The following is a 12,771-nucleotide window of genomic DNA, read 5'->3' as shown; positions in this document are numbered from 1 at the left end:
GCCGGAGGTGGTGCTGGTGGCGGAGCAGGCGGTGGTGCTGGCGGTGGCGCTGGCGGTGGCGCGGGGCCTTAATTGGCCAGCGGCTGATCACCTCAGCTTTAAACATCAAAAGGTTTGGCTTAGGCCAACCTTTTTTTCATGTGCGTTTTTATGTGCATACTCATGTGCATATTCATGTGAGTTAAGCCAGATTTAAACTTGGTTTGCGTGTTGAAATTAAGTGAATATGGCCTGTCAATTTGTTCAACAAACTCTATAATCCAGCAGATAAATAAAAAAGCATGGCATTGCGGTAAATCTTTAAAGGGGAAAATCTTGTTGTTGCGTTATCAGGCTGTTCTGGCCTTTATTTGCGTGGCACTTTTTGGTTGTGCTGCCGCACCAAAACTTCAGGCTGCCCAGCCTGCTTCTTCCATACACCAGCAGTACGGTTACGCTAGCTCAAAAGTTCTCAGCACTCAGGATCATATGTGGAAGGGCGTAGTGGCGGATAATTCCGTGCTGTATTTCCAGAATTTTGGTGGTGGGGGCGCTGCACTGGGCTTGCTTGCCGGGCCATTTGGTGTGATGGCCAATATGAAAATGATCGAAACCAACACCGATCATGATCTCAGCAAGCTTAAGGGCCGTGTGCAGTTCAATGCCAAAACCGCCTTTGCGCAGGCCTCATCCACGCAGGGCTTCAAGTTGCTGGAGCAAGCCTCAGCGCAGGATATACGCGTAACGCCCTACTTCATCATTTCCAAAACCACAGAAAACACCATTCATCTTTCTTCATCGTTACAGATCGAGGGTGGCGAGGGCAGCAATCTCTGGAGTAGAAATTATCGCTATCAACTGCCTGGGGTTTATACCCTGGACAGTCTGGCAACGCTGCAGCCAGAAGCGCTGGCCAATATTCAGGCCCAAAGCACGCTGGCTTATGCGGCAATACTCAAACAGTACAATGCAGAATCCGATGCCTCTATTCTGGCGGAACCGCAGATTATCTATACCTCAGAGTTTCTTTATCCCCGGTTTACTTTTGACACCTTGGGGTCTTTGATAGGGGAAAAAGAAGGCAGGGTATGGGTGAGAGGTTTTCTCGGCGTGGTGGCCATAGACCCCAGCAATATCAGCTATAAAAAGCTGGCAAAAAACTAGGTTTAAGCATGGACGGATTGGCGGTGAATATTGTGCACAGTGCGTGCCCTTGCCGGGTATTGGCGGCTGGGCTTGCAAGGTGGGATTTGTGAGCGCGGATTTTTTAATTTCGTTTTGTTAATTCTGGTTTGTTAATTTGGCTTTATTAATTTAATTCTTAATCATGACAATTCTTGGTATTGATCTAGGCACCAGCAATAGTTTGGTCTGCTATCTCAAGGACGGTGTTCCTACCGCCATTCCCAATGCTACTGGTCAGTTGCTGACGCCTTCGGTGGTGGGTGTTGATGACACTGGCACGGTGCTGGTAGGAGCCACTGCTCGTGAGCGCCTGTATAAGTTTCCCCAGCTCACTGCCCATTCCTTCAAGCGCCTGATGGGCACACGCCAGCTGATCAAGCTGGGGAAAACCGACTATACGGCGGAAGATCTCTCAGCGCTGGTGCTGCGCTCGCTCAAGGCCGATGCCGAGGCCTTGCTGGGGCAGGAGGTCAGTGATGTGGTGATTTCCGTCCCGGCCTATTTCAATGATGCCCAGCGCAAAGCCACCAAGGCCGCGGGGCAGCTGGCTGGCTTGAATGTCCTGCGACTGATCAATGAACCCACGGCGGCGGCCTTGTTCCACGGCATTCAGGATTATGCCTCCGAGGCCAAGTTTCTGATTTTCGATCTGGGGGGCGGCACCTTTGATGTTTCCATTCTGGAGAAATTTGAAGGCGTGATGGAAGTGCGCGCCACGGGCGGGGATAGTTTTCTCGGTGGCGATGATTTCAGCCAGGTGCTGGTCGATCTGTTTATCAAGAAAGCTGGCCTCAGCCTGTCACAGCAGCACCAGCCTGCCGTGCTGGCCGCCATACGCTTTGCGGCGGAAGATGCCAAACGGCAGTTGAATGAGCAGGCCACTACCAGCATGCAGGTGAAGATAGACCAGGCGTTGGTGGCGGCAGAGATCAGCCAGGCCGAGTTTGAATCAGGCTGCAAGCCCTTGCTGGAGCGCTTGCGTGGCCCGATAGAGCGCGCCTTGCGCGATGCCAGATTGCGCACCAGCGACTTGGATGAACTGATTATGGTGGGCGGTGCCACGCGCATGACCATGATACGCAAGCTGGTGACGCAGTTATTTGGCCGCTTGCCCGCGCGCTATATAGACCCGGACCAGACCATAGGCCTGGGGGCGGCGGTGTGCGCCGGGCTGGTGGCGCAGGATGTGAGCTTTAATGAGGTGGTGCTTACCGATGTGTGCCCGCATACCCTGGGCACTGAGGTGACGGATTACGATCAGCAGCAAGTCATAGGTCTGGTGTTTATGCCCATCATAGAGCGCAACACCATAGTGCCAGCCAGCCGGGTGCGCACGGTGGTCACCGCCAATGACAATCAAACCCTGCTTGAGATCAAGATTTACCAGGGCGAATCTCGCGATTGTGCCAAGAATATTCTGCTGGAGACGCTGGAGATAGAAGTGCCCGCGCGGCCCAGGGTGAAATCAGCGCCGACATCCGCTACACCTACGATATCAACGGCATACTCGAAGTAGATGTGGATGTGGAAAAAGCCGGCATACGCAAGAATCTGGTGATCAACAAGCTGGCCAGCAATGTCAGTGAGCAGGAAATAGAAGCCAGACGCAAATTACTGGCCGCGCTGAAGGTGCACCCGCGTGAGCAGGAAGAAAACCGCTATTTACTGGAGCGTGGCGAACGCCTGTATGAGCAGTTTCTGGGTGACCAGCGCGTGCAGGTAGGGCAATTAATGGCGCAGTTTCTGGCGGTGCTGGAAAAACAGGACCCGCATGCCATCAGCCGCGCCAGAGAAGCCTTCAACCGCGCCCTGGGCTCTATAGAGCGTGGAGAGGTCTGGTAGCCAGGCTGAGTACGCAGATGAATATCTATCAAACCCTGGGCATTGCCAGCAATGCCGATAGCAAGGAAATCCGCCGTGCCTATGCAAGGCTGATCAAGGAGTTTCGCCCGGAAACCCACCCGGTGGAGTTTGGCAATATCCGTGAGGCCTATGAAATTGCGCTGGCAAACTTTGCTGCCGCACAGGCCGAGGCAGAAGCAGCGCAGGTTGAAGCAGCGCAAGCAGGGGCCGCGCAATTAGGGTTCACAAGCTCGTTAAGCGCGCCAACTGAGGCCATTAGCGCTGCGCCTGAGGCGCGCTCTGCCTATGCCGGGCAGGACGCGCAGTATGATCCAATTCAATACCAGGCAATTCAGCAACAGGTGCATTACCAGCCTGTTCAATATACAGACCTGCCGCCCGAGCCCGCTGCTGAAACTCCCTTGCACCCGGTGTTGCAGTATTTGCAGCAGCTGGAAGATTGCGCTGTGATGAGAAACGAAAACAAGGCGCAGGCGCAGACCCAGGCTTTTCTGGCCGGGCTTGGCCAATATTCGCTGGATGAGGCTGCCGCTATTGAGGTGGAAGTGCTGAACTGGGTGTTCAACACCCCCGCCCCTTTGCTGCTGAGCTATCTGGAGCTGGATGCGTTTTATAAGTGGACGGAGAGCGCAGGTTTTTCGCGGCGCGAATTCAACGCAGGTGAGCACCATTGGCTGAGCAATCTCAAGCTACTGGCCGAGACTTATCAAAATGCCCTGCTCAAGCAGGATGCCAATCTGGCCGGGCACAAGCAGCGTCTGCCCGATTTTCTGCTGTCAGACGCCGATATCGCGGAAAGAAAGCAATGGCAGGCCAGATGTGAAAATTTGGGCTTGCCTGCACTCGCGGCCTATTTCAAGCCCGCGCCCGGCACAGCTTTCCCGGTCAGGCGTCAGCATCTGCTGTATGCCAGCGTGGCAGCGCTGGTTGCAGGATTGCTGGTGGAAGAAAGCGCCTGGCTCACCGCCATGTATGCCGCCATAGCCTTTGCCATCATGCTGGCAATCACCACCTATCTGCTGCCGTTGTACAGAATTTATATGCAGCGCGGTAAAAGCAATGCCCGCAAATACTTTGGTTATCTGCTGCTGTTTTATTTCTTGTTTGGCGTGGGCCGGGCATTGCTCTCTCAGGATAATGAGGTGACAAACAACTGGGCGCGGGATTTAGCCCGCGAGCAGGTGCAACAAGTGACAGACCCGGTGCAGTCCATGGTGGGGCCTACCATATGCACGGGTAAAGAGCAGCGGCCAGCACCTGAGTACCCGGTGCAGTCGATGCGCAATCGCGAAACTGGCAAGGTCAAGGTGCTGATGCTGGTAGATGTGGATGGCTCTGTCATTGATGCGCAAATCACCGAGTCCAGCGGCCATCACCGCCTGGATCAGGCCTCGCTGGATGCCGCGCGGCGCTGGTGCTTTGAGCCAGTGCTCAAGCAAGGTCAGGCACAGAAATTCTCTGTCACTGCGCCTTTCAGTTACGCGCTTTAGTGCTGCGGTACTGAGGGCTTGATCTTGCATGGCTAGCAAGGAGATATGGCAAGGTGATATGCCTTGCTCGGGATATGCCTTGCTTGGAATATACCTGGCAGGCCACGGCATGCTGCGTGGCCCGCAAGGCATACGCTAGAACTGCAAGTGCAGGCTGGCCAGCACGCTACGCCCCAGGCCGGGCATGACGTAGTTGTTCCAGGTTGAGGTGATATAGCGCTGGTCAAACAGATTGCTCACATCCAGCGAGAAACGCGCCTTGGGGCTGACCTGCCAATAGCTCAGCAGCTTGACCGTGGTGTAAGCGGGCAGCTCATAAGTATCTGCCGCATTCCCTGAGCGCTTGCCTACATACACTATGCCCGTGCCTATGCCGTAACGGCTGCCGTTGGGCAAAATGTCCTCGCGTATGGCCAGCAGGCCAGCGCTGGTCTTGGGGATGTTGGCCAGGCGTGCGCCCACCATATTGGCGTTGCTATCCTTGCTGACTTCGGCATCGGTATAGGCAAAATTGGCGGTCAGGCGCCAGTGCTGATCGAGCTTGCCGTAGACATCAGCCTCAAAGCCCTTGCTGGTGGCTTCACCCGCCGCCACCTGAAAACCCGCATTGGCCAGGTCACCCACCAGTACATTGCGCTTGGTGATATCAAACACGGCAAAGTTGGCCCCCAGGCGCTGGTCTTGGGTTTGCAGCTTGAGGCCAATTTCGCTGGCGCGGGACTCTTGCGGGTCAAACGCACCGCCAGTGACGCTACCACCGGAGTTGGGGCGGAAGCCCTTGCTGTAAGAAACATAGACCGAGGCCCAGTCTGTGGGCAGATAGGTCAGGCCTATGCGCGGCGAGGTGGCGGTCTGGCGCTGCTGGCTGGTTTGCCCCGCGTTGAGGTGATCCACATAAGACTGGTGGTAGTTATCAAAACGCACGCCTGCCAGCAGTTTCCATTGCGGCGATAAACTCATTTGATCCTGCAGATACACGGCGTTGTTCTTCTGTTGTTCATCAACGTCATACCACCAGTCCTGGCTTGTTGGCTTGGCCTGACCATACACCGGGTTGTAGATATTCAGCGGGTAGGGCGTGGTGGCTGGGTTAGAGCGGGTAATCTCCTGCGCCATCCAGAGCCTGGAGGCTTCCACGCCTAGCAATACGGTGTGGCCTATGCTGCCAGTTTGCAGCTTGCCCTCAAGCTCGGCCTGGAAAGAGGTGTCACGCATAGGTAGCGAGCGCCACATCTGGCGGCGGTTGACCACGGGTGGGGTGAAGGTTGCCAGCTCGGTGTTGTCACCTTCAAACGTGCCTTTCTTGAAGTTAAGGCCAGCACGCGCGCGCCACTGGCTGGTGAATTCATGTTCCAGCGTCAGTTGATGCGCCTGGCTGGTTAGCTCCACATTGCCGTCATTGGGCTCACCCAGCACACGTGAGCGTGGCAGCGCTCGCGGGTTGCCGTTGATCTGAATCAGGCCTCTATCCAGAGGCGTACTCACCCGCGTGAATTCGGCTTCATAGTTAAGTACGGTTTTGTCACTGATCACCCAGGTCAGGGCCGGGGCCACGGTTTGCCTATCGCCTTCAAACAGGCTGCTGCGCATGGCGCTATCTTCCGCTACCACGTTAAGCCTGTAAGCCAGCTGCTCATTGATGGGGCCTGTGGTGTCCAGCGCGGCACGGCGCAGGCCATAGCTGCCTATATTCACATCCAGCTATTGGCCTGGGTGAACTTGGGTTTTTTGGTGACTATGTTGATAATGCCGCCGGGTTCACTAGCGCCATACACTGCAGCCGCCGGGCCTTTGAGAAACTCAAAGCGCTCCACGGTGGCGGCATCACGCGTGACGTTATAACCACGACCACCCCTGAAGCCATTGATCAGCATGCCCTGATCGGTATTGGAAAATCCGCGTATCGCAAAGTTATCCCAGGTGGTGCCAAAGTCGTTAAGGCGTGCAATGCCGCTGACGTAATCCACAGTGTCAGCCAGGCGCAGGGCGCGCGTGTCATCCAAACATTCACGCGAAATCACGCGCACCGATTGCGCCAGCTCCATCACCGGGGTTTCGGTGCGGCTGGGGCCAGTGCTGGTAATGGCGTTATAGCCTTGCACTGCCTGGCTACGGCCCGCAGAAACGCGAGTTTCTGGCAGCACGGCATTGCTGCCTGCTTCGGCCTGATGCTGGCTGTTAGCAGCATCGCCAGATTTAATATCAGATTGCGTGTCAGCCTTAACCTCGGCCCCGGCCGCCGTTGTCGCCACTAACAGCAAAGAGGCGGCGGGGATTGCACGGGCAAGAAACTTTAAAATAAATACCATCTTTATACCTTTGAACTTATAACAATAGAAAACAGGCGCTTGCTCTAGCGCCTGGTCACACCCATCAACAAAAAACCAACACTTAATACATCTTCCACTCTGTTGCACCCTCAGGCTGCGCCTTGCTGGCTTTGCAGCAGGGCGCAGGCAATGGCTGTTGCTGCATCAACATTCATATGCTGCAAATCCTGCTTTTTCTTTTTCTAAATCATTGCTGCCAATATCAAACTGAGGCGTTAGCAAAAATACTCAATCACTTGAATGGCTTAGCCATTCGCTGGCTTTTTGCGGCCAGTCAGCCCGCTCTGGCATAAAGGTTGCGATACACAGCGAGCGACAAGTGAAACCAGGCACCAGCCAACTCTGGCCCTGTATCGCATCCCTGCGGCTATAAGCTCAAGAATCAAGCTTTAGCATTGCGCGTTAACCAGGCCTGTCGCGTGGCAAGTTACCCATACCTCAACCTTTAGCAAGAACGATCATGGCCAAACTTGAACTCAATATTCATCTGTCCTATTCACAGCTGTGCATCTACATCCCGCACCTGTCCGCCCCGCTGAATGACTGGAGCGAGAAAAATCTGGCCCAGGGTTATTCCTGGCGGCCCTGTAGCTCCTCATTCCGTACCCTGGTGGATGATGGGCCGCACAAGATCAATGTCTTTATCAACGAGCCTTACCCGCCATTGACGCCGCAGGTGGTGCGGCATTTCAAGGTGCACTTCGAGACCATGGATGGCCTGGTTTCCATCGCCAGCATCACAGATGCCATCCCCATAGAAGTGCCTGCGGGCTCTTACCTGCTGCAAGTGGAGTTTCTGGCCCCAGAGCAGCAGGCCGTGCCTGAGGTGAATGTGCGCTTTAACAAACACCAGCAGGAAGAAAAGCTCCCTATTAATTAATCCATTTATTTAAACCATGTCTAACAACATCACAGCCCAAGAGGCGATAAGGATGAACATCCTATGACCAGCAATACCGCAGTAACCCGTTACAACTCCATCAGCATTGCCCTGCATTGGGCAGTGGCCATTCTCATCATCGGCCTCATCATTCTTGGCTGGTATATGGCCGGGCTGCCGCGCGATGAATTTCGCAGCACGCTCTACAACCTGCACAAGTCCTTTGGTGCCATCGTGCTGGGGCTGATTTTGCTACGCATCATCTGGCGCTTGCGCAGCGTATTGCCCAGCCAGGAGGTAGGGCATTTGCAGCAAGTACTCATCGAGTTTGCCCATTTCGGCCTCTACCTCTTGATGTTTGCCGTGCCCTTCATTGCCCTGGTAGCTGGCAGCTTTAACCGTGGCTATACCTTTTTTCAATGGCACTGGGAGCCGCTGTTTGCTAAAGACCCTGATCTGGCGCACTTCTTTATGGACTGGCACGGCTGGCTGGCTTATGCACTGACTGCGCTGGTGGCAGGCCATATCCTGGCGGCGCTGCATCATCAGTTTGTGGTCAAGGACAATATCTTCAGACGTATCTGGTTTAGCTAATGAGGCAGTTGCCGAATCAGGCAGGGCTTGCAGAGAAATCCGGCGCGCTGGATTTCTCTGCAAGCAGTCATAAGCGCAATCGCTAGCTCCTTAATAACTGAATTCGGCCACTATCTCTGCCGCCCGTGGTTGGCCGACAAGGAATTGCTGACTGTCATAAGAGACCGGGGCAAAGTACTTATCGGTGATGTTGCGCAGGTTGAGGCGCAGGGTGGTCTTGGGATTGATCTTCCAGGCCACGTTGGCGTCATACACGGTGTAACCCGCCATCACTGTGTTATTGGATGGGTCGGTATAACGTTTGCCCACCAGTCTTGCCCCTAGTCCCGCCTCCCAGCGCTCATGCTGGTAGTAAATCCAGCATTGGCCACTTTCTCAGGGACATCATAAGGCGTGTTGCCCGCACGGGAAGTCACCACGCCGCCTACAGTCTGGGAAAAGTCGTCATAGCGTGCGTCCAGCAATGCGGCGTTCAAATCAGCCCGCCAGTGTGGTGCTGGGTAGAAGGTGCCGGATAACTCTATACCGCGCGAAGATTGTGAGCCGCCTTGTACATTTTGGCTGGCCTGACCTGGTACGCGGGTGAGGATGTCATCCTTCTTGATATGGTAGAGGGCCAGTGATACTTCGCCTTTGCCATCGGGCAATAAATGTTTGGCCCCGACCTCAAGCTGCTCCGCCTTGGTTAGCTTGAAAGCGCTGTTGCTGGGGCGCAGCGTCACCAGTGAGGTCACCGGGTCTGAACCCTTGCTGTACTGACCGTAGAACGATAAATCGCGGACAGGCTGATAAACCAGGCCTGCGCGATAAGAAAACGGCGAATAATCCTTGTCTATCTCGGTGCTGTTGAGGTGACTGTCATATTGCACATTGATCCAGTCCTGGCGCAGGCCTACACTCAGCTTAATGTGGTCGTTGAGGTCTATGGCATCTTCAACAAACACCGCGTGCTGTTTGGTGCGTGAGCTGAAATCGAGCAGGGTAGCCAGATCAGAGAAAAACACGCCGCGATCAAAATTCTTGATTGGCACCGTGCTGGCCGCCGTATCGTCATCATAGAAATTATCGAAATAACGGAAATCCACGCGCGCGACTTCATAACCCACGGCCCAGCGATTTTTCAAACCAAACACTTCAGCGGTCGAGGCCAGTTCCAGCCTGTTGCCTAGCTGTTTCTGCTTGTGGCGAATTTCGGTATAGCCGCTTCTATCCACCGTATTGCTGGCAGTATCCAGCGAGAAGTACTCAAGGTTGCGCCAATGGCGTCTGGAGTTGAACCAATAAGCCACATTGGTCAGTTTCAGCGTGTCATTGATCTCCCACTCCAGCTTGCCGCGCAGTCTGTCATCATCAAAGTTCTGCACACCATTGCTGATGTTGTAGTTTTCCTTACGCAGGCCAGTGGAAAGGCGGCCATCACGCAGCGGAATGCCTGTGTATTGCGTAGGTGATTCCTCTGAGTGATCAAAGCTGATATTGAAGCGCAGCTGCTCTGAAGGCGTGAAGAGGAAATTACTCATGAGCTTCTTGCTCTTGTGCTCACCATCATCGACAAAACCATTGCCGCCAGTGGTGGAGGCATCAATACGGAAAGCGCCGATCTCGCCTATGGCGCCTGTACCGCCTACACCTGCGCGGTATTCACCACGCGTGCCAACACCCACTAAGGCTTCCAGGCTGCTATCCCGGCTGGGGGCCTTGCGTATGCTGTTGATAATGCCGCCTACGCTGGCATCGCCAAACAGCACCGAAGCCGGGCCACGCAGAATTTCAAAACGTTCATAACCCCAGGTGTCCGAAGGTAGGTGAGGGTGCTGGCGGCGGTGAGCAGGCGTATACCGTCCTCGGCCTGCGCCACCGAATTGTTGCCAGTGAAGCCACGGGCGGAGAATGCCACGCCCACGCCCAGATTGCTGATATCGGTAATGCCAGTGCTGCGTGAGACAGCCTCACGCACCAGGCTATCGCCACGGCTTCTGATCGTCTGCGCGTCGAGTAACTCTATGCTGGCTGGGGTTTCCTGCGCAGTAAGCCCTAAACGGCTAGCCGTGCTGTTCTGTTTCTTCAGGCCCAGGCCGTGCTTTTCGCTCGCGGCCTGAACCTGGATTTCTTCCAGTGTGGAGGTGGTATCAGCTAGCGCCCCGCTGCTGAACACAGCCCACATGGCCGCAGCCAATAGTGGATAGTGCTGTTTCATTGGTATTGCTCCCTAAGGTTTGCATCGAATGGCAAGCCAGGTTGCGCGGGCGGAAGTGAGAATGGAGGGCGCTGCCACTATCCAGATATTGTGGACGATGCAGCAATACGGCTGGGCCACTTCTGTGGTGGCATGACAGCATAAACCGGTTCCAGGGGCACCCCGCCCTGATACTGCGGGCCAGGCCTGCGGTATCTTGAACAACTTGACTAGACTAACGGCAGGTCTCCTGACTTCCGGGTCATCACCTGCATGCGCCTTCCCGGATAAATCCAGTGGCTAAGAGTGCATGCAAGCTCGTCGGTTACAGTTGCGGGGGCAGTTCCGGAATAGTGGCTGGCTTAAGCCAGCAAACGCACCGGATTCCCTATTATTTTGCCGCCCAGCTGAGCAGCAAAAACCGTGAGTGGCCAGATTCTAGCGTAAAAACATGAATAAAAGTGGCTAAAAGCCCAGTAACAACCCAGTAAAAACCGGGTAATGAAGGATTAAGTGACTTATTGGCCTCCTTGCTGCTTCAAGGCTTGATGTTCAATCGCCTTCAGGCGCGGAAATTCCGGAATACGTTCACCCGGATACCAAAAACGCGCATGGCAGCTTTCGCACACATGGTCCAGCTTGCCACCTAGGCGCAGAATGGCCTCATGGTCACGTTTATCCACCGCCGCCACAATTTCCAGGCTGGCCTCATGCAAGGCATTGGCGTAAGCCTGAAAAGCCGCGCGGTTCTGGCTGATTTCACGTGCAATTCCTTCTGGCTCCAGCTCCACCGGGTGCGAGGAAGTGCTCTCCCCGGCATGGGCAATTTTGCGCCCAGGAATCAGCAGCAGATTGCTGGCTTCAGCCAGGGTAAGCGCGCTTCTGCGCACCGCCGCCCACTCTTCATCGCTCTGCGGTGATTTTTCTATCTCTTCTTCCGCCGTTACCACGGTAGAAAACGCATTCCATACCTCGTCAGCATTGGTGTCTATGATGAAACGCATAATGTCCTGCAGACTGGTTTCGGTCTGAAAAGCCACCGCAACAGGCTGGCTATTTGCCCCTTGCTGGCATGCCGTGAGAAACAGCAACGCGCTACCTGCCATCAGGCCAAGCAGCCCGGTTAAACGCCAATTCAGCAACTTCATTTACCCAACCTAGAAAAAACCGACAAAACGACCCGCAAACGCCACGCTAAACCACAGGCCAAGAATAATCAGCGCCGCAATACGCGCCACCCAAAGATGCACCTGTTTGCTGCGCGTCACGTATTGGTACAGCGTGAAATGTGCCACCAGTGCCAGCAACAGCACCTGAAACTTGAACCAGAAAATCTTGTTGGGGTAATAAATATTGGCCGCAGGCACAAACAAAATCAGGCCGGAGATCACCAGCAAAGCCAGCCCCAGCCAGATAAAGCGCGAGGTGGATTTAGCCAGATCGGCAACCGATAGTGATACCAGGCCCCAGCCCATAAGCCGCAGCCCTGTAACCAGGAGCGAGGCCAGCAGCAGAATCAACCCGGCGATATGCAGCAGTTCTGCAATGGCACCCAGCAAATGGTTTTGCTTGCCGAGAAAGCTGCCTATGCCGCTGTTCTGGATATTGTTGAAAATGTGTTCAAACATACGAGATTTCCGAAAAGTGGCTGGCTTATTTATAGGCCAGATAGGGAATCATGCGGCCTGCTGCCACCACCGTGCTCCAGAGCAACAGCGAGGCCAGGCCGGCAAGGCGCACGGCTGCAGGCAATGCGGCAGAAGCCACTTCGGTTTGCAGACGTTTGCCCCAGCGGTACTCAAACCAGGCGGCATTTAGACCAGCCAGCACAATGAGCGCCAACTTCACTGGAAACAGCCAGATCTTGGTCACTTTCTCGGCATCGGCAATAAATAGCAGCAGACCGGAAAGAAAAGTCACGGTGAAACCAGCCAACAACCAGGGACGTAGAGGCTTCAACACCTGATTCACAGGCAACTGGCGTAGAAAAATGCCGATCAGGCGCAAATCCACAAACAGAATCAGACCGACGGAAAACGCCAGGCCCACCAGGTGTATGCCCTCAACGATAGGGTACATATAAATCGATTCGCGCAAGGCTGTACCAAGTTTGGAATCGTTAATCAGTGTGATGACTTCAGCCAGAGACATGGGGTGTTAGTTCAAAGGTGGATTCAGCAACACAGTTTGCAAAACTGATGCCAACCTGGCAGTGATTGAATTTCTGGCAATAAATACTTGTTTTGATATCGAATTGATGAAGGCTTACATAGC

General features: G+C 54.6%; 14 protein-coding genes, 1 pseudogene and 1 riboswitch. Of the genes and pseudogenes, 8 read left to right on the top strand and 7 right to left on the bottom strand.

From position 1 onward, the window contains the following. From JCM2850_RS23115 to JCM2850_RS20715, 5 genes are all read left to right on the top strand, one after another. The coding region (locus tag JCM2850_RS23115) for a hypothetical protein (protein WP_234406296.1) at positions 1-196 on the top strand (196 nt) is incomplete at its 5' end. Between the two features lie 272 nt (positions 197-468). Continuing rightward, a complete protein-coding gene (locus tag JCM2850_RS14825; protein ID WP_159105187.1) occupies positions 469-1,143 on the top strand; it encodes a hypothetical protein in 675 nt (224 codons plus the stop codon). Between the two features lie 163 nt (positions 1,144-1,306). Continuing rightward, the gene (locus JCM2850_RS19785; RefSeq protein WP_199898370.1) at positions 1,307-2,680 is read left to right on the top strand and encodes a molecular chaperone HscC; all 1,374 of its coding nucleotides are present in this window, start codon (positions 1,307-1,309) and stop codon (positions 2,678-2,680) included. Continuing rightward, the gene (locus tag JCM2850_RS22075) at positions 2,566-3,006 is read left to right on the top strand and encodes a hypothetical protein (RefSeq protein WP_199898372.1); all 441 of its coding nucleotides are present in this window, start codon (positions 2,566-2,568) and stop codon (positions 3,004-3,006) included. Before JCM2850_RS19785 ends, JCM2850_RS22075 begins: the two co-directional genes overlap by 115 nt. 17 nt (positions 3,007-3,023) lie before the next feature. Beyond that, positions 3,024-4,517, top strand: a complete 1,494-nt coding sequence (locus JCM2850_RS20715) for an energy transducer TonB (RefSeq protein ID WP_025872883.1) — start codon at positions 3,024-3,026, stop codon at positions 4,515-4,517. A 135-nt stretch (positions 4,518-4,652) separates the two neighbouring features. On the opposite strand, the gene JCM2850_RS19775 is transcribed toward JCM2850_RS20715, so the two are convergent. Both JCM2850_RS19775 and JCM2850_RS22070 read right to left on the bottom strand, forming a co-directional pair. Next, complete coding sequence (locus tag JCM2850_RS19775) at positions 4,653-6,212, bottom strand: TonB-dependent receptor (RefSeq protein WP_051525453.1); 1,560 nt, start codon at positions 6,210-6,212, stop codon at positions 4,653-4,655. Further along, positions 6,209-6,826, bottom strand: coding sequence for a TonB-dependent receptor plug domain-containing protein (locus tag JCM2850_RS22070; RefSeq protein WP_051525452.1), 618 nt, complete (start codon positions 6,824-6,826; stop codon positions 6,209-6,211). Before JCM2850_RS22070 ends, JCM2850_RS19775 begins: the two co-directional genes overlap by 4 nt. 122 nt (positions 6,827-6,948) lie before the next feature. Between JCM2850_RS22070 and JCM2850_RS14800 the strand changes: the two genes are divergently transcribed. The 3 genes from JCM2850_RS14800 to JCM2850_RS14790 all read left to right on the top strand — a co-directional run bounded on the left by JCM2850_RS14800 (position 6,949) and on the right by JCM2850_RS14790 (position 8,321). Continuing rightward, positions 6,949-7,140 (top strand): hypothetical protein, encoded by a 192-nt coding sequence (locus JCM2850_RS14800; RefSeq protein WP_025872876.1) that lies wholly within the window; start codon positions 6,949-6,951, stop codon positions 7,138-7,140. A gap of 167 nt (positions 7,141-7,307) precedes the next feature. Beyond that, positions 7,308-7,727: a competence protein ComJ gene (gene comJ, locus JCM2850_RS14795; protein WP_025872873.1), complete on the top strand. Its 420-nt coding sequence runs from the start codon at positions 7,308-7,310 to the stop codon at positions 7,725-7,727. Between the two features lie 63 nt (positions 7,728-7,790). Further along, positions 7,791-8,321: a cytochrome b gene (locus tag JCM2850_RS14790; protein WP_025872872.1), complete on the top strand. Its 531-nt coding sequence runs from the start codon at positions 7,791-7,793 to the stop codon at positions 8,319-8,321. A gap of 90 nt (positions 8,322-8,411) precedes the next feature. On the opposite strand, the pseudogene JCM2850_RS19770 reads toward JCM2850_RS14790, so the two are convergent. The 5 genes and pseudogenes from JCM2850_RS19770 to JCM2850_RS14770 form a co-directional block, all read right to left on the bottom strand. Further along, a pseudogene (locus tag JCM2850_RS19770) lies at positions 8,412-9,841 on the bottom strand (TonB-dependent receptor). A 203-nt stretch (positions 9,842-10,044) separates the two neighbouring features. Then, positions 10,045-10,518 (bottom strand): TonB-dependent receptor plug domain-containing protein, encoded by a 474-nt coding sequence (locus JCM2850_RS23110; RefSeq protein WP_234406293.1) that lies wholly within the window; start codon positions 10,516-10,518, stop codon positions 10,045-10,047. Between the two features lie 202 nt (positions 10,519-10,720). Further along, positions 10,721-10,938: riboswitch (cobalamin riboswitch) on the bottom strand. 77 nt (positions 10,939-11,015) lie between these two features. Then, on the bottom strand, positions 11,016-11,645 hold the full coding sequence (locus JCM2850_RS19765; protein ID WP_025872870.1) for a cytochrome c: 630 nt from the start codon (positions 11,643-11,645) through the stop codon (positions 11,016-11,018). 9 nt (positions 11,646-11,654) lie between these two features. Beyond that, on the bottom strand, positions 11,655-12,125 hold the full coding sequence (locus JCM2850_RS14775) for a DUF6644 family protein (protein ID WP_025872868.1): 471 nt from the start codon (positions 12,123-12,125) through the stop codon (positions 11,655-11,657). Between the two features lie 25 nt (positions 12,126-12,150). Beyond that, entirely contained in the window at positions 12,151-12,648 is a 498-nt protein-coding gene (locus JCM2850_RS14770) for a DUF6644 family protein (protein ID WP_025872866.1), read from the bottom strand. Positions 12,649-12,771 lie beyond the last annotated feature (123 nt).

It is taken from the genome of Methylobacillus glycogenes JCM 2850, from assembly GCF_000617925.1.
GTDB classification, from domain to species: domain Bacteria; phylum Pseudomonadota; class Gammaproteobacteria; order Burkholderiales; family Methylophilaceae; genus Methylobacillus; species Methylobacillus glycogenes.
Note: the sequence above shows the minus strand (reverse complement) of the source record. Positions and strands in the feature narration are given on the sequence as shown.

What these genes read in the sequence shown, in the direction of transcription:
- JCM2850_RS14825 (WP_159105187.1), top strand. Translation starts at nt 469, where the DNA reads ATGTGGAAGGGCGTAGTGGCGGATAATTCCGTGCTGTATTTCCAGAAT.
- JCM2850_RS19785 (WP_199898370.1), top strand. Translation starts at nt 1,307, where the DNA reads ATGACAATTCTTGGTATTGATCTAGGCACCAGCAATAGTTTGGTCTGC.
- JCM2850_RS20715 (WP_025872883.1), top strand. Translation starts at nt 3,024, where the DNA reads ATGAATATCTATCAAACCCTGGGCATTGCCAGCAATGCCGATAGCAAG.
- JCM2850_RS22070 (WP_051525452.1), bottom strand. Translation starts at nt 6,826, where the DNA reads ATGGTATTTATTTTAAAGTTTCTTGCCCGTGCAATCCCCGCCGCCTCT.
- comJ (WP_025872873.1), top strand. Translation starts at nt 7,308, where the DNA reads ATGGCCAAACTTGAACTCAATATTCATCTGTCCTATTCACAGCTGTGC.
- JCM2850_RS14790 (WP_025872872.1), top strand. Translation starts at nt 7,791, where the DNA reads ATGACCAGCAATACCGCAGTAACCCGTTACAACTCCATCAGCATTGCC.
- JCM2850_RS23110 (WP_234406293.1), bottom strand. Translation starts at nt 10,518, where the DNA reads ATGAAACAGCACTATCCACTATTGGCTGCGGCCATGTGGGCTGTGTTC.
- JCM2850_RS19765 (WP_025872870.1), bottom strand. Translation starts at nt 11,645, where the DNA reads ATGAAGTTGCTGAATTGGCGTTTAACCGGGCTGCTTGGCCTGATGGCA.
- JCM2850_RS14775 (WP_025872868.1), bottom strand. Translation starts at nt 12,125, where the DNA reads ATGTTTGAACACATTTTCAACAATATCCAGAACAGCGGCATAGGCAGC.
- JCM2850_RS14770 (WP_025872866.1), bottom strand. Translation starts at nt 12,648, where the DNA reads ATGTCTCTGGCTGAAGTCATCACACTGATTAACGATTCCAAACTTGGT.